Here is a 23,079-nt window from a genome sequence, read left to right as displayed (position 1 = left end):
CCAGGGGGGCCTGCGGCTCAATACATAACAACAGGATGTTTAAATGACAGACACAACGGACACAACGCAAACAGCCTCCGACACGTTGGCACAGGCGGTCTCTCAGGAGTTCAAGGACCGACCGATAGTGATATCGGCGGCGTTGAAACAATTCAGCGCGGCGCTGAACAATAGATATCCGACACTGCAAATCAACGTTCTCACGACCACCGTCAATGCCCCCGATTGGGTCAGTGACGAGCAGGGCACCCGAATCGCCCGCTACACAACAACCCCGCTGCTGGAGGTGATGATCCACAGCATTACCGCCAAGGCACAGTTGTATTTCACCCCCGAGCACTTCCTGAGCGATGCACAGAACCAGCGCATAGAGGTAGAGATGCGCGAAGTCGAAGATCTTTTGCGCCGATTGCCCATGGTCATGGTTGCGGCACTGCAGCAAGCCTTGACCGATTACTGGAATGAGCCGGCAGTCGAAGGCACCAGCCGCTGGCAATGGCTCAGCGATGTACTCAGAACTGCACTGCTGGTCAGCATAGGGCCCGCGGGCAGCGGCTCCTTTCTGGATCAAGAGCAGATCGACACACTCTTGCAAGTCATCTATTGCCCTGCCAAACCGGAGCGCATCACAGATTATGGGCAAGACTGCGCCCAAGCCTTTCTCATTGATTACCAGGCCCGAAGTGGGCGCGACTCCCGTTCGGTCCTGTTCTATGAGGTATTGGTAACGCGTCAGGTCAATGGTCGGGACCTCGTTGTCAGCTTTGAACCTGGCGGTGCTATCCAGGCCTATGACTCGGTGCAAGCCTTCGTGGACGCAAAGGCGGACAAATGGTCGCGCACTCTGGAGTTCACTGCATTGGAGCTGCAGCCCTATGAGTCTATCGGCGATGTCTTTGTGACTCAGGCCCAGGCACTACTCAATAATCAGCTTGAGTTTCTAAGGCTTATCGGACCATTGGCAGGACAGGATCTGAAAGAGCTGGAAGACCGCTATGCTCGCTTGACGGACCTGGCTCCCTATCTGCTAAAGCTCAACCCCGGTCCTTATGAACAAAGGATTTACGGCGAAGTCAGCACCCGGTTGCCCGAGTGGACGACGCTTGCGAACGCTGCCCAAACCCAGGAATACAGTCGTTACATGTTTCGGCTGGCGGCTCTTCAGAAAGCGACCAAAGGCCAGGCCTATAAGGATGGGTTAAGCACTCCCGAAGAGTTCGCCAGAAAAGCCCTGGAAGATGGGATGTCTGCCTATGGTGAAGTGGTAAATCCGGACCTGATCGAGGTCACCCAATACCGTAACGAAGAAGGCGTGCTGGTGATCCTGGGCCCCGGACTCGGGCGGTTGACCGCTGACACCCAAAGCCTGACTCATCGAGCATTGAATAACCTCGCCGGATTGCCCTTCCTGGCATCTGAATTCAAGCATAAAGACGGCTTGCCTGTGCCGTCCTGGATGACTCTGGATACGCTCAGGGATCTGATCAGCAACGCGGACATCGGTAAAAACTATCCGGCACAAATCAAAAGACTGCTGCTCGATGATCCGGTACAGAAGGCCAGGCGCGAAAAACTCTTCGCCGATGATTTGCGCATTCAACTGCCGATGTTGGCACTCGAGAACACGATCAGCGAACGCTCGGGGTTTACCGACGCCGGCTATCGTTGTGTGACGGCAATCATGGAGCGCGAGCCGCAAGCCAGACGCGTCACCGGGAAAGAAATCGTGATCAGGCCCTTGGCGTTTAAAACCAATGCGTCGAATCAGGTACAGGTGGTTTCCAATATGTTTGTATTCGGGCCCGCAGACGTAACAGTCGGCCCGCACATTCTGTACAGGCCTCTTTATATTGAACAACTGATTGAGTTTGCTTCGCTCGATGCCTTGATGGAGGAGATCGTGAGCAATAACCCTCGGCCAATGGCTGAGGTTCCCAAGGGTAGACGGCCTGATCCGTCCCTGCAAAAAACTGTCCTGGACTGGTTAGCGCCCGATGACCGGAAAATCTACGACAACGGAGGATTTCGCGAGCCTCATCCGGTCGGCGTCATACTCGATGTGGATCTTCTCCCGTCGACACCCGCCGAGCTCGACAAACAAGTACTGAGTGGCGATGTGCTGACTCATTTGTACGAAGCAAACGCCAAAGTGCTGGCTGACCTGGCCGATGAACAAACGCTGTCAAATGCCGAGTACCGTTGGAATACGCTTAAAGAAATGGGACTGCTCAGCTTCAATTTTGTGCTTAACCTGGTATTGCCATTTGTCAGCGGGCCCGCAGCAACCGTTGGCTGGTTGTTTGTCCTGGAGACTACTGTTTTACAGACGTTGCAGTCACTGGCTGATGGCGACAGCGAACCGCTACAGGATTTGTCCTTCAACGTGTTGATCAATCTGGCGATGGCCTTGTTGGTCCATCGTCTTGCTCCCGGTTTCGGCGCGCCGGTCAAACCCTTCGAGCCTAATCCTGTCATATCCAGGCCGGGTGCTGTTGTGGTCACGGCGCAGCTGAAACCGCCTATCGGGCCAGGTGCGGCCAGTGCCCTTACCGACACCGTGCTGGATTTCTCCATGCCGATTTCCGGGAACTCACGTCTATTGCTTGAGCGATTTATCAGTACCCGCCAGGAGGCCGTCGGGCCAGTCATTACCGCGCCGGTGCCAAAAGGGATAGAGGCGGTCGATGGACGTTGGTATGCAAAAGTTCCGGGTCGTATCGGTGGTCACGGTTGGGCACGTGTTTCTCCTGCTCAGGGTGAGAATGTGCGGGTTCTCGATAACCTTGGGGCGCCGATAAATTGGCTGGAGTTGAAAAACAATGGTCAGGATCTTTGGGATATAGCACCGGAGTTTCGCGTGCGTGGGGGCGGGCCGGGAATGAGCCGGTATTTGGCTGATGTATTCGCTGATCCGGACCTGCGAGCTCGACGTGGCGAATGTGCGATAAAAGTCAGGAAGCTGAATGAACGTATATCCGAGTTGCGCGCTGGCATAGAACAAGCAAAAAAAAATACGCAGGACGCCTTTGAGAATGCGGGCCTTGTAGCAACGGATGTCAAGCGCAACGCTGTACCAACTGAGATGCCTGTCGGCCCTGAGCGTAGTCGGCTCGAGACGAAACTGGAAGCGCTCAAGAGGGCGCTGCGCAATGCGGATATAGATTACAAGAAAAAAGCCAGGTTATTCCTTGATGGTCATTTGAATCGGATCGGTCTACTTGAGGAGGTTGCAACGCTACTTGGAAAGGATAAACATTATAATTGTGATGAGATACTTGAAAATCTGCAGAAGATTGTCACCAGTTATGGTGTTGTCGATGAGGAACTGATCAGGTTGTCGGGGATATGGCCGGAGTTAGGGGTTTCTGAAAAAGAGGTGTTTCCGCTGGCCTTTAAACTCAGGACAGCCACCACTGATGTGCCTTACAGCGCATTACTGGAAATCAGGAAGCGAGTACTCAACGGATATCCCGAACGGATCAGAGTCAGTGCCAGACTCGAGCAGACAATGACAGAGCTTGAGGCCCTGGATGAGAGTACGAAAAAGGGCCTTTTACAAAGAACCGGCTATTTGTCCGAACTCACTCAGTTGCTAAAAAACGCGCTTGAGAAACGCATCAAGACAACCGAGTGGTTAACGGTTAATGAATTGGTTGGTTTACGCGGTGTGCTGGCGGGAGATCCAGCGCTTGAACCCAGCCTCGTCGAAGTGGCGGGTCTGGAAGGGCTGGGTAAAGCGAAGTTGGCAGAAGTGACAACTAATGTATTGAAGTTGGACTCGACGCAGGGCTTTGAACCAAGCCAACGTATCGGCCTGCTTCAGGAGGCTGTCAATGTTTACAATGACGCGGAATTGATGGCAGGCAACCTTAAAAAAGTCGACGACCGACAAAGTTATGTGCCGCAGGTCTTTCTCCAGAAATTTCTTGACGCCTTGAAGCACTTGCGGGCTATAGCGGAAAAAGAGTTATCCGAGTCTATCAGTGAGGATGTGCAGGATGAATCTGCCCCGGTAGAGCCCGGACCCAGTGCAAGGGAACCGTCGAAAAAAACCAGAAAGAGGATCAAGCGCCCCAATGAGCGCCTGATCAAAACGTCGGAAGGTTACCGAATGGGCGACGCTCGGGAAATAACGGCGAGTGAGCCTGACGAAGCGGTTGCGGTAAAGAATGTCGAAACCGGAGAAGACATTATTTACTACAAGCATGAGGCTGAAGACTTTTACCAGCAGCGAATAGTCGAGCAACCCGCAACGCCGCAATTGCCGAGAACCGTTCCGGGATTGCGCACGCTGATAGAAAAGGGCGAGAAACTGGTCAATGGCGTCGTTAAACTTATAGGCACTTATAGACAAGACGCGTATTTGTACCGTGAGCCAGCCAGTCTGGAAGACAGGTTCCTGGCTCAGGCAAAAAAACTGGATGAAATGGCTGCGGATATCCAGCAAAAGATGAAAGATGTTACAGGTCCTGATCGAGGGGCTGCGGTCAAAGTGTATCAAGGTCTGAAGAGTGCAAGTGAAAATCTGGTCAAAGAAGGGAAACGGCTGCGTATTGATGTAACCAGGACATTGCCACCTAATGCAGGAAGCTTCGAATATCTGCTAAGCCAAGGTGAAGTGCGTGTTGGAAAATCGTCCTGGGTCGATAAATCTACACCGAACAAAACGGATTTCCTGCTTGAATACGAGGTGCTCGACAGCAGGTCTGGAAACGTTGAAAGTGTTTTGTGGTATGCACACTTTCATTGCTCGACCAAAACGATCGGTAGCATGATGGAGGCCCACCTGAAACTGAAAAGCTTGAGATTCATGACCGTCAAGGATCAGTTGACTAACCCCGCTATTGGTCCGGGAAAAGTTATTTATCCGGGCACGATGAAAACGGAGTTTTCGAAGAGATACTTCTTCGATCCTCACCCCCCCAGAGCGTAACGAATGGCTGGCAACCCTCATGCATGAGGGTTGACCTGCAAACACCAGCAACTTTAGTTGCGATGGAAGACTCAATCAACAGGAAGTTGAAAATGCCCAACGATCAAGCACTACCCGATAACCCCATGTCCTTCGATGCGCTGGCGCAAGCGGTACTCGTCAGGTTTCAGAGTCGGCCGACCCTGGTTTCGGTGGCCCGGGATCTGTTCAGCGAGGCGCTGAAGAGCGAGTATCCAGCGCTGGATGTCGATCTTTCCCACGTTAGCCTGAACACCCCGAACTGGATAACCGACCATGAAGGTCGGCGTATTGATGGCTACCATCGTAAACCCCTGCTGGATGTCGTGACCCAAAGTATCACTGGCATGCCTCGCTGGGAGAGTCCCGAAGAGTATTACCTGAGTATCCGTATCAATCACCGGTTACCCGTCGATCTACGCCGGATTGAGGAATTACTCCAAGTATTGCCGGAAACCATTATCCCGGCACTGCAACAGGCGCTGGCGAAGTACTGGAGCGAGGCGCTCCCGTATGGCGATACTCGCGGACGCTGGCTCGGCAATGTGATCAAGTACGCCTTGTTGACCCGGGTCACCGAGAGTGGGATGTCGGCCGGCCTGGACGTCGATCAAACCGATACGTTGATGCAGATAATCAACTGCCCCATCAAAGATGAACGCAGCGCGATGTATGGCCAGCAATGCGCACAGGCGTTTCTCGTGGACTACAAACTTCAAATCGCCGATACCCACGTTGCATCTTTGTCCGCGCAAATGCTGGTGACGCGCGAGGTCAATGACCGTGAAATCGTTCTGCTGTTCGGCCCGTCGGGGACCTTCAAGACGTTTGCGTCGCTGAAGGATTTTGCGGATCAGGAAGGTTCCAGGCTGGGCAACCGATTGCTGATCGATGCGGTCGATATGCAGCCTTATGCAATAAAGGGCAATGTCTTCGTCAGCCAGGCTCAGGCGATCCTGAATAACCAGCTTGAGAGCCTGAAAGCCCTGGAACCTTTGGCAGATTGGGATCTGGTGGCATTGGGCAAATGCTATGAACAGGTGACTGACCTGGCCGCATTGATCATCGATCGAACCCCTGGGGGAGATCGACAAACCCGGTTCCTGGAGGTTCGGGACACCCTCGAGAGTTGGTTGAAGAGTGCGAGCGGTGAAGATGTCGAGCAGTACAGCCGTTATGTATTCGACCTGGCCATGTACCAGCTGCAGAACGGCGGCAAAGCCTACAACCACGATATTCCCTCGGTGGAATCTTTCGCCGGCCAGGTTCTGCATCAAGCGTTGATCGCAGAGGCTGCCAGGCAGGGGAAACCGGATGAGGCGGGGAGCCTTGATCCCGACAAGATCATCGTCTCGCAGTACCGAAGCAACAGGACCCCCTTCGATGTGATCGATGGGGATATTCATACCCGGGATTACACTATCGAGACATCGAGCCTCACGCAGCGAGCCCTGAAAAATATCCTTGGACTGCCCTTCATCCTGACCACAGTCAAGTACCAGGACGATGCTGCGGTGCCGTCCTGGATGACGCCTGAATACCTGGGAAGGTTGATCGGTGAGGTGGATATTGGCAAGGTCTACCCTGAGCGGGTCAAGCGCGACCTGCTCGATGACCCGTCGCAACGCGCCATGCGTGAGAGACGCTATGCACAGCTGCTGAGGGTTACATTGCCGACGCAGGCGCTAAAACTGAAGATCAAGGGGGAGTCTGGATTTTCACAACAAGGCTATCGTTATGTCGCGGCCCTTATGCATCCCGAGCCAGCGGGGCGACATGTCGATGGACAAGAAATCGTGCTAGGCCCACTTTCTTTCGAACCTGAGGCTGAGCAGGCGCACTCGGAGGTCGAACACGCTTTCTGGAAACCCTCGGGTGAAGTGCGCAATATGTTTTTGATCGGTCCAAGGCCGGGAATCCAGAGCGCGCCGATTGTGCTCTACCGTCCCTTCTATGAAGAGTCCCTGATCGAGTTCCCCTCCCGGGAAGCCTTTATGGACGAGCTGCGCAGTAACACTCCGCGAGGCAAGCCGGTCACACAGCCCGACGGCAGCCAGAAACAATTATCCTTGCGTGAAAGTGTCCTGGACTGGCTGGAGCCCGATGCGCGAGCGACCTACGTCAGTAATGGTTTCAATAATCCGGCCGCTCGCTACGAGATCGACTTCCTGTTCTTTTTGAAAGGAACGGCTCTGTGGCATCGCAAGACTGGCCATCCATTACTCTCGGAGAGCGAGTTTGATGGTGATCCGCTCGTTCATCTCTATGAAGCCGATGCGAAAATCGTACTGCGCACGGCGGATGAAAAAACCGTCTCGGGGGACGAATTTCGCTGGGAGCGGTTCAACGTGACACGCTTCGCAATTGCCAATGCTGTTTTACCACTGGTGCAGGGGCCTTTTGCGGTGGTCGGCGGGTTGATCATTCTGGCGCAAAGCGTGAGAGACATCCTCGAAGCCGAAAAGCGCGGCGACCATGCCCCGGCACAGTCGCTGTTGGTTCAGCTATTGATCAACCTGGGGGCGGTATTGCTGACCCATGGGCTGAACTCATTGGGCTCGAGGCTGATCAGTCGGACCAATGAGTTGCCCGGGATCCCTGAAAACGTGCCCAGAGCTCGCCCCGGTGCTCGTGGAGCCGGTGAAGCGAGTATTCGGCTCGCGGATGCAGTGGATGGCACTCAACTCCTGGAAAAAACCGAAACGGTCGTGGACTTCTCCACCTCGATATCCGGTGATGCGCAGGCGTTGCTGGAGCGTCTTGTGAAAAATACCCTGCAAGACCAGGAGCCTGTTCAAGCGGCGCCGTTGAAAGGCATTCAAGTGGTGGACGGGCGTTGGTTTGCGCGTGTTCCTGCTCGTCTTCGTGGGCAGGGGTGGGCTGAGGTTGTTCCAGCAGGGGGCGAGTATGTGTTTCTTCTGGACAGCCAGGGCAAACCGGTTCCCTGGCTACAGCTAAAACACAATGGCGGCGGTCTCTGGGAAGTCGCCCCGGAGTTCCGGGTGCGTGGTGGTGGGCCGAAAAAGGACTCCAGGTCCAGGGTGAGTCTGGCAGAAAAGCTGAAAGATAAAGAAGCCCGTGCAAAAGCAAGGGATGGGCAAATGCTTGAGTGTGACGCCAGACTGAAGGCGGCGAAGAGCAAATTGCCAGCGGCGCAGTCCTCTCTGAACGCAGTCGCCGAGAGTCGCAAAAAGGTTTCTGACGCAATTAAGCAACTCAATATCCAAATCGAGAATGCCACTGCTGAGCAGCGGCCACAGTTGATCAAACTGTTGAAAACAGTTCAGCAACCTCGTCTGTTCGCTGCGGATATGGCTGTTGAGCAGGCCGCATTGAACGTTGTGAGGCTTCAGCGAGAGAAGGTTGCGGTCATGCGCGAAGTCGTGGAGCTCAACAAACAAGACGCTGCGCTTTACAGCAAGGATATCGTGGTCAACTTGTCGGAGATCGCGCGGGTCCAATATGAAGAGGTTGGCCAGAAGTTTCGGGCCTTGCATGTGGAACATCCTGATCCGGGCCTTTCAACCGAGGTGCTATTTCCCTCGCCCGGTCTGGAGCCAGGCCCCATCGAAATGCCCTACGACGCCTTTGTGACGGTGCAGCGACGAGCACTGGATTCTCTGGTTCGCCTTATTGAGGCCTTCGAGGAAGTGGAGTCGACATTCGATGAGCTGGAAGAATTTTCGGCTTCAAACGGTAAACGGGTGCGTCAACAATTCACGACCGAGAATACGACATCCAAAGGGTGGAGGCTCAGAGAGCTGGAATGCCTGAAGCGGGCACTCAGCGGGCGTTCGGCACCCGGCGATACAGCCGTTCAAAGTATCGCCAGGGACGTGTTGCAACAAACGAACGTCAGCGGCGCGGCCAATGCGCAATGGGAAGTGCTGCAACACGACGGCTATGGGGCCTTCGAGCGAATCATGGTGCTGGAAAGTGCGTTGAACCAATATGACCTCGCCGCATCGATGGGCAGGCTTCTTGAAAGTGCGCAGAACCCTCCGGTTCCTCAGGATTTCCTGCAACGTTTTCAGAACCGGCTGGCCGCGTTAAAGACGAGCGCTCAAGAGGCGTTGAGTAGGCAGATTCTTGATGAGGATCTGCCCCAGGCGCAGGCATTACCTGAAATGTTGCCAGCGCCGCACAGGAAGCCAGCGGTCAGGCCGGCAAAAAAACCGACCAAAAAGGTATTCAAAAGCAATAACCAGGAAATGCTGGTCGGCGATTTTTCTGTGCAGCAAGCAGGTGAGCCACAAGAAGTGAGCATGAGCGACCCGCTGGGTGGCCAGCCGATCAGCTATTACAAGGCTGAAGGTCAGGAGGATTGGCAAGTGCGAATCAAACCGCCGGCCCCGTCCGTGAAACAGGACCTTGGGTGGTTGAACAGTTTGACGGCAAAGGGAAAACGACTGCTGGAGGGAGTGGATGCCTTTATCGAGTGGGTGAAAAAGCCGACCCGCAGCGCACCCGAGCCTGTCAGTCTGCAAGAAATGCTGGAGAACCGAGCCAAAGAGCTGGAGAAAACCGCCAGTGAGATCAGTCAAGGCCTGGCGGCACTCGGCGAGCAGGAACGCAAACCGGCGACTGTCGAGGTGCAGACCCGGTTAGGCCAGCAAAGCGCAAGATTGATAGAGGAGGCCAGGTTACTGCGTATCAAGACTTCCAGGGACCTGCCTCCCAGTGCCGGGCGTTTCCAGTATCTATTGGAGCAGGGTGAAATCAGCGTTGCGGAGCCGATGTGGACAGACAAAAGCACCGCCAGGGATGCGGATTTTCTGCTGGAATACGCGATACTCGACGAGAAAAACATCAGCGCAAATGGGCACAAAGAGCTGTTGTGGTATGCGCATTTTCACTGCCCGGCCAAAAGTACCCGTTTCATCAACAAAGGGCACTTGAAGCTAAAGGCCTTGAGGTTCAAGACCTACCAGGACCAGTTGAGCGAGGCGCGCAACGGTGAGCAGGTCCGGGCTGTCAAGTCCGGGGACATCAGCCAGAAATTCGCCGATCAGTACTTTTTCAAGACCGGCAATTAATGGTCGCTGCGGGACTGGCTCGAAGGGGCCAGTAGCCGCAGATCAATCCTGTGAGCGGACGAGCGTGCGCGGCGTCAGATTTTCGAAACCCAGTGCCTGCAATTGCTGGCGCAGTTGCGCGACCTGATAGATCAATTGCTCGCGCTCTTCTTTGATCTGGCGCAGTTCGTCACGGCGAATGGTGACGTAAAGGGTTTGTGCAGGACGTGCGGAAAGTACGGTACCCATTGCTCACCTCGCAAATGGTGTGTCACAACTGTGGTTCCGCCGCTCGAGTCTGAGGGTCGGACCACCATCGGCGCTGATTCTGATTTCTTTTTCATATAAATGGAACTTTTTTATTTTTTATTGTCGCTGTGTCTTCGGCGTGATTTTCGACGTTATCCGGCGCACTGAGTCCATTTGATGGGAAACTATGTCCAGACGCTCTGGACTAACCCTCATTAGCCTCCTTGAGCTATAACCTTTTTCACGTATTTATTTGTAGTTAGGAGCATCGACACATGCAACTGGGGATCATTGGACTAGGCCGCATGGGTGGCAATATTGCGCGACGCTTGATGCTCAATGGGCACACCACCGTGGTCTATGACCGTAATCCGGCGTTCGTCAGCGCCTTGAGCGAAGAGGGCGCCACCGGCGTTGTCGACTTGCCGGCACTGGTCGCCGGCCTGGAAAAACCGCGCGCGGTCTGGGTAATGCTGCCGGCCGGCGCACCGACCGAAGAGACCATCGATACCCTGAGCCAATTGCTCGACGCCGACGATGTGATCATCGACGGTGGCAACACCTTCTATAAGGATGACATCCGTCGCGCCAAGGCGTTATCGGCGAAAGGCATTCGTTACATCGACGTCGGCACCTCCGGAGGCGTCTGGGGCCTGGAACGCGGTTACTGCATGATGATCGGCGGTGATAGCGACGTGGTCAAACGCCTTGACCCCCTGTTCGACAGCCTGGCGCCGGGCCTGGGCGACATTCCGCGAACCAGGGACCGGGTCGCCGAGGATGATCGCGCCGAACGCGGTTACATCCACGCCGGGCCAGCGGGTTCCGGGCACTTCGTGAAGATGATCCACAACGGCATCGAGTACGGCATGATGCAGGCCTTCGCCGAAGGTTTCGACATCCTCAAGACCAAGTCTTCGGAAAACCTGCCGGAAGATCAACGTTTCGACCTGAATGTCGCGGACATCGCCGAAGTCTGGCGTCGCGGCAGCGTGGTTTCGTCCTGGCTGCTGGACCTGACCGCTGACGCCCTGGCCAGCGATCCGAAACTCGACGGTTACTCCGGTGCGGTAGCCGACAGTGGCGAGGGCCGCTGGACCATCGAGGCCGCCATGGAGCAATCGGTGCCGGTCCCGGTACTGTCCAACTCGCTGTTCGCGCGCTTCCGTTCGCGGCAACAAAGCACCTACGGTGACAAACTGCTGTCGGCTATGCGCTTCGGCTTTGGCGGCCATGTCGAGACCCCGAAAAAATGACCGCGCGGCGAAAAAAGAACAAGGCCCAGCCCGCACCGCCGACCACGCTGTTCCTGTTCGGCGCCCACGGTGACCTGGTCAAGCGCCTGTTGATGCCGGCGCTGTACAACCTCAGTCGTGACGGTTTGCTCAGCGATGGACTGCGCATCGTTGGCGTCGACCACAACGCTATCAGCGATGCGGACTTCGCCAAGAAGCTCGAAGACTTTATCCGCACCGAGGTGGCCAACAAGGTCGGCAAAGGCGAGGAGACTCTGGACCCCGCGTTGTGGGCCAAGCTGGCGCAGAACATCAGCTATGTGCAGGGCGACTTCCTCGATGACAGCACCTATCAGGCACTGGCGGCGAAAATTGCCGCCAGTGGCACCGGCAACGCGGTGTTCTACCTGGCGACCGCGCCACGCTTTTTCAGCGAAGTGGTGCGTCGCCTGGGGGCTTGCGGCCTGCTTGAAGAAACCCCGGAAGCCTTTCGCCGGGTGGTCGTGGAAAAACCCTTCGGCTCCGATCTGCAAACTGCAGAAGCACTGAACGCCTGCCTGCTCAAGGTCATGACCGAGAAACAGATCTTCCGGATCGATCATTACCTGGGTAAGGAAACCGTCCAGAACATTCTCGTCAGCCGGTTCTCCAACAGCCTGTTCGAGGCCTTCTGGAATAACCATTACATCGACCACGTGCAGATTACCGCGGCAGAAACCGTCGGGGTCGAGACCCGCGGCAGTTTCTACGAAACCACCGGCGCGTTGCGGGACATGGTGCCCAATCACCTGTTCCAGTTGCTGGCGATGGTCGCGATGGAACCGCCGGCGGCTTTTGGCGCCGATGCGCTGCGTGGGGAAAAGGCCAAGGTTGTTGGCGCTATCCGCCCCTGGTCCACCCTCGATGCGCGAGCCAATTCGGTGCGCGGCCAGTACGCGGCGGGCGAACTCGGCGGCGAGCCAGTGGCTGGTTACCGCGAAGAGCCGAAAGTGGCGCCCGACAGCAGTGTCGAAACCTATGTTGCACTCAAGGTGATGATCGACAATTGGCGTTGGGTCGGGGTGCCGTTCTACCTGCGCACCGGCAAGCGCATGAGTGTGCGCGACACGGAAATCTGCATCTGCTTCAAGCCTGCGCCCTATGCACCGTTCCGCGATACCGAAGTCGATGAGTTGCAGCCGACCTATCTGAGGATCCAGATCCAGCCCAACGAAGGCATGTGGTTCGACCTGCTCGCAAAACGTCCGGGGCCGGCGCTGGACATGGCCAATATCGAGCTGGGATTCGCCTACAAGGACTTCTTCGAGATGCAGCCATCCACCGGTTACGAGACGCTGATCTATGACTGCCTGACAGGTGACCAGACGCTGTTCCAGCGTGCCGACAACATCGAGAATGGCTGGCGCGCCGTGCAACCGTTCCTCGACGCCTGGAAAGAAGACTCCAATGTTCAGACCTACCCGGCAGGTGAAGACGGTCCGACCGCGGCAGAGGAGTTGCTGATTCGTGACGGTCGCGTCTGGCATAGCCTCGGATGAGTGAGGCCATCCCACAGCCCATCCGCTTTTTGCTCAGCGACATGGACGGCACCTTGCTGCTCCCTGACCACAGCCTCAGTCAGCGCACCCTCTCGGCGGTTCGGGCGCTGCGTGAGGCCGGGGTGTTCTTCAGCCTGGCGACCGGCCGACCGCCCAGGGCCATGCTGCAGCAGATCGAAGCCCTGGGCGTCGATCTGCCAACGGCTGCGTTCAATGGCGGTACCATCGTTCACCCGGATGGCAGCTTTCTGGTTGCCCATTACCTGCCGCGTGACGCGGCAATCACCAGCCTGGCGCTGTTTTCCACACAGCCGGAGGTGGAGGTCTGGGTTTTCGCCGACGGCGCCTGGCTGCTGCGTGAGAACGGCCCGATGGTTGCCCGGGAACAGCACAGCCTGGGGTATCCGCCCGTGACGGTCGAGGATTTCGAACCCTATCTGGAACGCATCGATAAAATCGTCGCCGCCAGTGCCAATGGGCCATTGTTGATTGAGCTGGAAGCGCGGCTGCAACCCGAAGTCGAGGGGCAGGCCCAGGTTTCGCGTTCGCAACCGATCTATCTGGACGTGACCGCGATGCAGGCGACCAAGGGGCATGCATTGGCCACCCTGGCCGAATTCCTCGGCGTGACGCTGGAGCAGACCGCGGCCATTGGTGATGGCGGCAACGACCCGCCGATGTTTGATCGCGCGGGGCTTTCGATTGCCATGGGGCAGGCGCCAGAGGAGGTGAAACGGCAGGCCGATGTGGTCACCGGCAGCAATGTCGAAGATGGCGCGGCAGAGGCCATCGAGCGGTTTATCCTGCCGCGCTGAGTATCGCTACGGGCTTACAACCAATAGCTCACCGCATACCACCCCAACACCCCCATCACCACGGTGTATGGCAGCGCCATCCAGACCATCCGTCCGTACGACAGGCGAACCAGCGGCGCAATCGCCGAAGTCAGCAGAAACAGGAACGCCGCTTGCCCATTCGGGGTCGCCACGCTTGGCAGGTTGGTACCGGTGTTGATGGCGATAGCCAGGGTCTCGAAGTGTTCGCGGCTCATATGGCCGGAAAGGAACGCCTGCTTGACCTCAGTGATGTAAATCGTCGCGACGAACACGTTATCGCTGATGGCCGATAACAGGCCGTTGGCGATAAACAGCATGCCTGGCTGCTGTTCCGGCGGCAGGGCCAGCACCCACTGAATCAAAGGGGTGAACAGCTGTTGATCGTGGATCACCGCCACCACCGCGAAAAACACCACCAGCAACGCGGTGAACGGCATTGCATCCCTGAAGGCGTTGCCGATGCGGTGCTCCTCGGTGATGCCGGTGAACGAAGTGATCAACACGATCACCATCAAGCCGATCAGCCCGACCTCGGCAATGTGAAACGCCAGCCCGCCAATCAGGATCAATGCCGCCAGGCCCTGGATCAGCAGTGCAGCTCGTTGGCGTTGGGTGCGTTCGGCGTTGTCTTCAGCGGCATAGTTGGCCAGTACCGCACGCACGTTATCCGGAAGCACGGTGCCGTAACCGAACCAGCGCAACTTCTCCAACAGCACGCAAGTCACCAGGCCCGCCACCAGCACCGGCAACGAGACCGGGGCGATCTTCAGGAAGAATTCGGCGAAGTGCCAGCCCATCTCATGGCCGATCAACAGGTTCTGCGGTTCACCCACCAAGGTGCAGACACCGCCCAGCGCCGTACCCACCGCGCCGTGCATCAACAGGCTGCGCAGAAAGGCGCGAAATTGTTCGAGGTCCTGGTGATGCAGCTTCGGCAGGAGTTGGTCATCGCTGAACTCGCTGTCCTGACGCGGATCATTGCCCGAGGCCACACGGTGATAGACCGAGTAAAAGCCCACCGCGGCGCTGATGATCACCGCCGTTACCGTCAAGGCATCGAGAAACGCCGAGAGAAACGCCGAAAGGAAACAGAACATCAACGCCAGCAGTGCCTTGGAGCGCACCCCCAGCAACAGCCGCGAGAACAGGAACAGCAGCAGGTCCTTCATGAAGTAGATGCCCGCGACCATAAACATCAGCAACAGGATCACCGGGAAGTTGTGCAGCAGTTCTTCATACAGCGCCTGGGGCGTGGTCATGCGCAGCAGCAGGGCTTCGACCAGCAGCAGCCCGCCGGGCAGCAGCGGGTAGCACTTGAGCGCCATGGCCAGAGTGAAAATGAACTCCACCACCAGCAGCCAACCGGCCGCCACCGGACCGACTGTCCAGAGCACCAGCGGGTTGAGAATCAGGAACGCGACAATGCTTGCCTTGTACCAGCGTGGTGAATGCCCGAGAAAATTGTGCGCGAAAGCCTGGGCCATTGAACCGGACATCGGCAACTCCTTGTGTTGAGAGGCGCGCAAGTTGCCGGAAGCGAAAGGGAATATCAAGGTGCGTTGCTGCAGTCTCGGTTTTTATGTGAGTGCAACCAAACCTCCGTAGGAGCTGCCGCAGGCTGCGATCTTTTGATCCGGCCTTTGCGGTGCCGCCGAAAAGATCGCAGCCTGCCGGCAGCTCCTACGCGCCGATCGGGTACACCCGCAATGGGCCGGGTGTACACAAACCCCCGTAGGAGCTGCCGCAGGCTGCGATCTTTTGATCCGGCCTTTGCGGTGCCGCCGAAAAAATCGCAGCCTGGCGGCAGCTCCTACGCGCCGATCGGGTACACCCGCAATGGGCCGGGTGCACACAAACCCCCGTAGGAGCTGCCGCAGGCTGCGATCTTTTGATCCGGCATTGGCTCTGGAAGTAACTATGTAGTGCCCGCTTGAACACCAACTGCCGTTAGCTGTGTTCTTTCCAGGGATGAAAGGCAGTATGTGATGGACAATAACGTTTTACTCCCCAGTGACCCGCCTGTGGCAGGTCAACTCGATCTCTCCACCAGCCAACCGGCCTCTGTCATGGAGCCGACACAGGCTTCCCGGACAGCAGCCGGGCTGGCGGTTTTTCTTGAAGCCAGCAGTCAGCCCGATCTAGCGTTGAACCGCCTGGAAGCGGCGATCAATAGTGCAAGACTGACCAGTAACACCTTGCGCGCACTCTTTACCCGAATGCCTGGGCTGCGCTCGGTCATCCATGGGCAACTGGCCGAGGCCTTTGGGGTTGATCCGGATCAGCTATTGCTGACCTTCAGAGAGCCTCCAGACGCCAGACCTGTGGTCTATACGTTGACCCAAGTAACGGCGAACTCCCTGCGCGCGGGGCTGGTCACCAGCGGGTTTGAAACACGGGTGACGGGACCCGAGATCAACCAGGCATTCAGACTCACGGCACAGGCACTGTTGGCTGAGGTGGCCGCACTCGACGTTTCCGAGGCCCTGAAAAAGGCCTTGAGCGTTTATTGGAAAGGGCTGGCAGACGGTTCAGCGTTATCCCGTGAGGCGCAGGCAGGCCAATTGCGTGCTGGACTGTTCAGGGCTCAGGCAGATCTTGCACATGGCATTGGCGAGTTGTCGGCTGAAGGGCTGAGCATGGTGCAGGCGGTAATCGATGCGCCGACACCCGCCATGCGCAGCGATGCCGGTGCGGAACTGGCGCGCCTTGAAGTGTTCGAACTGTGTCTCAAGGGGCAGGATCAATTACCTGTGCCGTTCAGCGGATGTTTGTTGATCAGTCAACCGGCGCGACAAGTGCTGTTCATGCCGGGTCTGGAACAACCCTTTGTCGATACTTTGAACCGCAGCGCACTTGAGGACAGGGTCAGGGCCTTGTTGAGCTCCTCGCAACGCCATCTGATCTGGCAGATGTTGCCCCTGGAACCGCGACAGCAGTTGCTTTCCGGCTTTTCCGGAGAACAACGGCTACTGCCGTTTGTGCTGGATTACCGGCCAGTGACCAGCCATTCCCTCAATCACAGCGCAACCCAAAGTATCCGTACGCAAGCTCGTAATGAGTTCAAGAGCGCGCGGGAGGGCAATCTACCCCTGTTGTTCATGGACTCCGAGCCGGCACTCGATAAACAGGGTGTCCTGCAGATTACTGAGCGCCTGGAGAGCTTCCGTTCGGGTATTGCGACTGCATCCGTATCGCGGAGCATCTCCTTTGCCATTGGCCAACAGATCGCCCTCGGTGTCGAACGAGCTGACGACGATCTGTCTTTCGGTAGCCTGGCGCCCGAACTGGCCGTGGCCCTGCGCAGGAAAAAAATCGAGCGACACGAACGTAACGTACTGGTCCTGCTTGAAGAGCACGACTCGGAAAAGGACACTTCGCCATTCAGCCAATGCCTCAAACGCCAGGCAGCGTTGCAAGCCGACCGCCTGAATGCGCAGCAGGTTCTGCAGGGGCTCGGGGAAAACCTGAGCAGCCCGGCATTCTGGACGCAGCGGCTGGAGCAGACAGGTCGCGAGCGCCAGGAGGAAATAGCTTGGTGGCGAACAGACGCATTATATGAGGAGGCGGATTTCCAGCTATTGGAAGGCCAACTGGACGAAGTCGATGTGGCGCGGCTGGATACGGTGCTGCAAGCCAGTGTCGAGCTTGATCCGCAGGAGAGTGAAACCCAGGTGCTGAGTATCTCGATCGGCCCGGATGATCCTGGGTACGAGTTGGCCGGAGCGCTGGTGGTGACCACATGGAGCGCCATGCGCAATCCCGATGCGGCCCATTCGTCCTTGCTCTACCTGCCGGGAGCGAATGGAGGCCTGGAGAAATTCCACTCATTGGCGGCGTTGAAGCTTCGCCTGGGGCGTGCTCTGCGGAGTCGGTACGGCGCGTACCTCTGGAGTTATATCAGTGTTGGCGATCAGCAGGCCGTCAACGATCTGCTGAAAGTCCTGCCGGTTTCCACGCCGGCCCCCTTGTCGTTAACGGCAATCAAGGGGCCGGCAATGGAGCACAGCGTTCGCCGCCAGTTGGCCAGTTACCGGCGGAGTCTGCTCGAGGTGGCAGGTGATCCATTCGCTCTTGCAGAACTCGGTCAAGCGTTGGAACTCAGTCTGCGGGTGCCTGAGCATGCTGCCAGGGATCAGGCGTTCGACAATATCGCCATGGCGCGCCTGAGCCTGTCGGTGATTGAAAAGGAGCATGAGTGGCTGTTGAAAGTGACGCCCAGGGAGCGCGAGGACTATGTCGCCTTGTTGGCGCACTACGCTCGGAGCAGCAACATCCTCGCGGCGAAACTGCATACCTTGCCGGCATTGCTGGATTTCGCCCGAGACAGGCTCAAGGAGCAGCTGGAAAAAGATGGCCTTGCGGATCTGGACATTGAGGCGCCGCTGCTCGATATCCCCGACCACGCCGCAGCCACGCTGATCTCCGGCAGGTTCACCGACAAGATCCTGTTATACCTCGGGCTGCGCGAAGACATCCTCGTCAGCAAAACACGGCAGGACTACAGCCTGCTGCAACTGGCCCTGGAGAACATCGATCGCCAGTCGCTCAACTCGTTGCGCATTGGTCAGGTGCAGGTGCTCGACAAGCGTTGGGAAGCGCGGCTGAACGGACTTTACCTGGTGACAACCATCAGTGCACTGGACATTCTCGGGCAGTACCAGCAATTGATTTTCCAGACCTGCTACGGCAAGTCTGGTCCAGCCATTACTCAGACAGAGTCGCTCGCGGCGCAGCTCATGACCCGACCTTACCGGCAGAGGGCCGAGCTGGAGCTGATGCTGGCGCGCTTGAAGGGGCTGTCGCCTGCAGCGATTGGTCTGTTCGAGACGGCCCTTGCTGCCCGAAACGCCCGCGACCTGCAAAAGAACAACGTTGATATTGAGTTTCGAGCCCCGGTACTGGCGCACGTCGGAGCCTGGATTCATCAAACTTATTTGAACGCTATTGTGCTGATTCATGACAAGGCAACCGGCAAGACCTTGCTCTATATCAGCACGTTCGACAACGGCCAATGCTTGATCGAACACGACAGTCTGCAAACTGCCGAAGACTATCTGATGAGCTTGATCAGGGATCCCGTCAGATTCGAACCCTGGGCGAAAAAAATTGATCCCGACATCGACTTCAATGCGCTGCAAAAGGTCATCGACGTCACAGTAAATTACCATCCAGGAGGGTGGCTGACCTCCGTCAGGCTTGAACTGTATGAACTGGCCCTGATACTGGCCCATTTTTATGCTTATCGCCTGGTGGACAGAGCGAGTTTGCTCGGTCGTTCCAAGGCTGATCTCGACACCCTCCGCAAGCAGGAAGACTCCGCCCGGAACTGGGGCTACATCCGGATGGGGCTTTCACTGGTACCGGTAGTGCAGATTGGCGTGAGTTTCTATGAGCTGTTTCAAGCGATCGGTCGTCTATATCAAGGCGGCAGCCCAAAGCAAATCCTTGAAAATGTCGAAGTCGTGGTGCTGTCATCTCTGGAGGTCCTGATCAGTCTCATACCGGTTTCATGGGGGGTAGCCAAAGGCGGCGCATTAAAGACCTCGTTGAGCAGCCTCAAGCGACAACAACTTCTCAAGGCCAATGGTCGAGCCGCATTGCGTCAGGCAGCCGGCGGTAAGAAGAACTATGTCATGACCTCCTTTGATGGCTATGAATCCGCGATTTCCCTGGACGGCGCTGTGGCTCTCAGCGGTCCTGTCGACCAAGGTAGCTATATGAAGAATGGCGTGCAGCTGATTCCCAGGAACGGCCGTACTCACGAGGTTTACAGAGGTGCGGGCGTTCTGGTTCTGAAGAAAACCGCCAAGCGTCAGGTTGAGCGAGCGGTAAGGCTGGATGAGTTCGGAGAGTGGCAGTTTCAGGCCGCTCATGGTCTGGCCGGAGGCGGTGGCAGAGGCCAGCCGCGCAAACGCCCGGGTTCGCCGCAGCCAGGGCCGAGTCGAGGAAACAAGCCTGCCTCTCAGGGGGCTTTTGTCAGGACGACCGAAGGTGGGAGTCCAGTGTCAAAACCACTTGATCAGTCCTTGGTCGATGCTATTTTTGAACAGCAATTGCGTGTTGAGCCTCTTCCGGCAGAGTGGAGACTCAAGGAGTTCGAGCAGCTCACCCGTAACCCTGGCCTCATTGAGACTTACACGGTTGTAGCCCGGTATCGTCAGTTCCAGGCGATTAAAATAGGCCCGTTTCATTATGAGGTGCTTCTGACCTCTGATCCTTCACTGGTTTTTGTGAAATCCCCGGGAACATTATCAGCATGGGATATTCTCGATTTACACCGTTGGATCGACGGCCCGGTGTCCGAGCAGCCACTGCCGGCGTATTTTTCCAGCCCGGGGAAAAAATGGTTTCCGCTCGATCCTTTGCTGGAGCAGGGCAAGCATCTTCATAGCGTGATCCACAGAGCTGTCCCGACGCTGACAGAAGGCACCAGCAAAGCCATCGAGGCCTGGCTGATCGCCCGTCAGGACCCGTCAAGTGGCGCAATCACCGGAAACAAGCTGGCGAATTACTGGCAGGCGCAAAGGAACTGGAACCGGGTTTCGGCGATCGAGGTAACACCGCTCAACCTTCTGGAAAACCTCGATGCCATTACCGTCACGGCGGAACACATGTCAATCAGACAGCTCAAGCCAATTCCCTTCGGAGAACTTGAGGGCGTTGATTTCAAACTGGATGCAGGGAGAGCGGCGAGGTTTACCGGGGCAGAGTGGAAGGGGCTGAACACACACGGTAAAAACACCCGGGCAAGTACAGTTGTTCAAGAGAAACTGACGGAGCTGGGATTCGTTCATCAAAGCCTGGAAGGTCCCAGCAGTTCAGGGGCAACCAATGCTCTGCTGGCCAGGCTCCCGGGCAGTGAAACTATTTTCTGCATAGTGGTAAGGCAAGCGCGGTATACGACGATGACGCTGTATGGCAAAGATCATCTTGTTTTGTCGAACGGCTGGATAGAGCGGTTACTTGGAATGTATCCGGCAAAAGACTATTCGTTGGTGGGGGATCTTGCGGTGGCTTACCGTAATAATAAAATCATCAGAATGGTTGCCGGGGTGCAGCCCAGAAAAGCCGATGGCGGCACCTTCCGCAAGATAGAGGCGCACGTATTGGCTGATTGGGTTATTTATTTCAGGCGGTTGGAGTACTTATCGCAAGTATCGGCGTAAGACACTCCTGCATTGCCCTTCATCAAGGCGATTTGCGGATCGCGCTATGCGATCCGCAACCTTCAGCTATTTTGGCATTGCCCAGGATTGCAGTTCGTAGCCTTCCTCGCTCAGTTCGGCGCGGGCTTGTTCCAGCACGTGTTTCAGTTGCGCCGGATCGGTATAGGCACTGCTAGGAATCCGCTTGTGACCAATAATGGGCGTGCAGGTCCGGTCGATGACCGTCAGGCTGAGTTCACCATTACCGTCTTGTGGGGCCCAGGCGACGCATTGAAAGGGTTCAAAGGCGTGGCCGGCAATCAAAAGAGCTTCGTTGATACGGAGCGGGGCGTCCATGGTCATTATCTCTCGAAAAGCCCAAACAAATGATATGCCGTCCGTGGGCTTCCTACCGTCCGGCTGGTTACTTGTATTGATGACACTCCGGTCACACAGGTCACATACAAAAACAGAATTTTTTAATGTTCTTTCGTTTGCTGCTCTAAAACAAGCATTTCGAAAGAAGAATGAAAGGTTTTAATTCGTTAGGCCACTAACCAAGCCAGTTCTTATAACAAATACAGGACCATTAGGCATTAGTCCTATAATCAAACGGTACAAGGTAGCGTCAAGTTCTTGCTAATGTTACATCCAGGTCTGCCAAATGACTGTTTCTAATAACATTTCTTAAATTTGGCGCCAAGGAACAGTCATGATCGAAGCGCCTGCCTTACGAAGACTGCTAGTGGTCGATCCCTGTGACGATTGTCACCGCTTGCTGCCCGGTTTACGCACGGTCGGTTGGGACGTCGACAGCTGTACCCTGGAGGCCGCCGCCGACCATCCTTGCGATGTCGGCCTGCTGCGCCTGCAGACATGTCACCTTGAGCGACCGGAGGCGGTCAAGGAGTTGATCAGTCATAGCGGCACGGAGTGGATCGCTGTGCTCAGCCAGGACGTTCTGCGATTACAGAATGTGGGCGATTTTGTTTGCGAATGGTTTTTTGATTTTCATACCTTGCCGTTCGATGTCTCCCGGGTCCAGGTGACTCTGGGGCGGGCATTCGGCATGGCGCGGTTGCGCGGGCAAGGCTCGATTCACGTCGACCAGCCGGAGCATGAGTTGCTCGGCGACAGTCGGCCGGTTCGCGAGCTGCGCAAGCTCTTGAGCAAACTGGCGCCTACCGAGTCGCCGGTGTTGATTCGCGGCGAGAGCGGCACTGGCAAGGAGCTGGTCGCAAGAACCCTGCACCGGCAATCGCAACGCCACAGCAGGCCGTTCGTGGCGATCAACTGCGGTGCAATCCCCGAACACCTGATTCAGTCCGAACTTTTCGGCCATGAAAAGGGCGCGTTCACTGGCGCTCACCAACGCAAGATCGGCCGTATCGAAGCGGCACACGGTGGCACGCTGTTCCTCGATGAAATCGGCGACCTGCCGTTGGAATTGCAAGCCAATCTGCTGCGGTTTCTCCAGGAAAAGCACATCGAACGGGTCGGCGGCAGCCAGCTGATTCCAGTCGATGTACGGGTGTTGGCGGCGACCCACGTCGATCTTGAAGCCGCCATCGAGAAAAAGCGCTTCCGCGAGGATTTGTATTATCGGTTGAACGTTTTACAAGTCGTCACTGCGCCGCTGCGTGAGCGTCATGGTGACCTGTCGACGCTGGCCAACCACTTTTCCCATTTCTACAGCCAGGAAACCGGGCGGCGTCCGCGCAGTTTCAGTGAGGACGCGTTGGTGGCCATGGGCAAACATGATTGGCCGGGCAATGTGCGCGAATTGGCCAATCGGGTTCGCCGCGGGCTGGTACTGGCCGAAGGGCGGCAAATTGAGGCGCGGGACCTGGGGCTGATCAGCCAGCAGGCCATTGCCGCGCCGATGGGCACGCTGGAGGACTACAAGCACCGGGCAGAGCGCCAGGCCTTGTGCGATGTACTTAACCGCCACAGCGATAATTTGAGCATCGCCGCCAAGGTGCTGGGGATATCCAGGCCTACCTTCTACCGTTTGTTGCACAAGCATCAGATACGTTGAACACAAGATCAAAAGATCGCAGCCTGCGGCAGTTCCTGCAGGGGAACGCATTCCAATGTAGGAGCTGCCGCA

At 56.7% G+C, this 23,079-nt stretch carries 10 protein-coding genes; 7 read left to right on the top strand and 3 right to left on the bottom strand.

Annotated elements, in window-relative coordinates; all coding sequences use genetic code 11:
• Window positions 1–43 precede the first annotated feature (43 nt).
• Together AC3IUA_RS16495 and AC3IUA_RS16490 are read left to right on the top strand one after the other, a co-directional pair.
• Window positions 44–4,933: a dermonecrotic toxin domain-containing protein gene (locus AC3IUA_RS16495; RefSeq protein ID WP_489355421.1), complete on the top strand. Its 4,890-nt coding sequence runs from the start codon at window positions 44–46 to the stop codon at window positions 4,931–4,933.
• A gap of 92 nt (window positions 4,934–5,025) precedes the next feature.
• Window positions 5,026–9,987 (top strand): dermonecrotic toxin domain-containing protein, encoded by a 4,962-nt coding sequence (locus AC3IUA_RS16490; RefSeq protein ID WP_489355419.1) that lies wholly within the window; start codon window positions 5,026–5,028, stop codon window positions 9,985–9,987.
• A 42-nt stretch (window positions 9,988–10,029) separates the two neighbouring features.
• Here the strand turns inward: AC3IUA_RS16490 and AC3IUA_RS16485 are convergent, their stop codons facing one another.
• The gene (locus tag AC3IUA_RS16485; protein WP_489355417.1) at window positions 10,030–10,215 is read right to left on the bottom strand and encodes a DUF6026 family protein; all 186 of its coding nucleotides are present in this window, start codon (window positions 10,213–10,215) and stop codon (window positions 10,030–10,032) included.
• A 275-nt stretch (window positions 10,216–10,490) separates the two neighbouring features.
• Between AC3IUA_RS16485 and gnd the strand changes: the two genes are divergently transcribed.
• Genes gnd through AC3IUA_RS16470 form a run of 3 tightly spaced genes read left to right on the top strand, consistent with a single transcriptional unit; the run spans window position 10,491 to window position 13,803 of the window.
• Window positions 10,491–11,471: a phosphogluconate dehydrogenase (NAD(+)-dependent, decarboxylating) gene (gene gnd, locus AC3IUA_RS16480; RefSeq protein ID WP_489355415.1), complete on the top strand. Its 981-nt coding sequence runs from the start codon at window positions 10,491–10,493 to the stop codon at window positions 11,469–11,471.
• The gene (gene zwf / locus AC3IUA_RS16475) at window positions 11,468–12,988 is read left to right on the top strand and encodes a glucose-6-phosphate dehydrogenase (RefSeq protein ID WP_489355413.1); all 1,521 of its coding nucleotides are present in this window, start codon (window positions 11,468–11,470) and stop codon (window positions 12,986–12,988) included. Before gnd ends, zwf begins: the two co-directional genes overlap by 4 nt.
• Window positions 12,985–13,803 (top strand): HAD family hydrolase, encoded by an 819-nt coding sequence (locus tag AC3IUA_RS16470; RefSeq protein WP_489355411.1) that lies wholly within the window; start codon window positions 12,985–12,987, stop codon window positions 13,801–13,803. The genes zwf and AC3IUA_RS16470 overlap by 4 nt, the downstream gene beginning before the upstream one ends.
• Before the next feature lie 14 nt (window positions 13,804–13,817).
• Here AC3IUA_RS16470 and nhaB read toward each other — a convergent pair whose 3' ends face one another.
• Complete coding sequence (gene nhaB, locus AC3IUA_RS16465; RefSeq protein ID WP_489355409.1) at window positions 13,818–15,320, bottom strand: sodium/proton antiporter NhaB; 1,503 nt, start codon at window positions 15,318–15,320, stop codon at window positions 13,818–13,820.
• A gap of 489 nt (window positions 15,321–15,809) precedes the next feature.
• On the opposite strand from nhaB, the gene AC3IUA_RS16460 reads away from it, so the two are divergent.
• The gene (locus tag AC3IUA_RS16460; RefSeq protein WP_489355407.1) at window positions 15,810–20,990 is read left to right on the top strand and encodes a dermonecrotic toxin domain-containing protein; all 5,181 of its coding nucleotides are present in this window, start codon (window positions 15,810–15,812) and stop codon (window positions 20,988–20,990) included.
• A gap of 66 nt (window positions 20,991–21,056) precedes the next feature.
• Here the strand turns inward: AC3IUA_RS16460 and AC3IUA_RS16455 are convergent, their stop codons facing one another.
• The gene (locus AC3IUA_RS16455) at window positions 21,057–21,326 is read right to left on the bottom strand and encodes a hypothetical protein (RefSeq protein WP_489355406.1); all 270 of its coding nucleotides are present in this window, start codon (window positions 21,324–21,326) and stop codon (window positions 21,057–21,059) included.
• Between the two features lie 355 nt (window positions 21,327–21,681).
• Between AC3IUA_RS16455 and AC3IUA_RS16450 the strand changes: the two genes are divergently transcribed.
• On the top strand, window positions 21,682–23,007 hold the full coding sequence (locus tag AC3IUA_RS16450; RefSeq protein WP_489355404.1) for a sigma-54 dependent transcriptional regulator: 1,326 nt from the start codon (window positions 21,682–21,684) through the stop codon (window positions 23,005–23,007).
• Window positions 23,008–23,079: the final 72 nt, after the last annotated feature.

It is taken from the genome of Pseudomonas sp. KH_050 (assembly GCF_057838875.1).
This window is presented reverse-complemented; position numbering and strand designations above follow the sequence as displayed.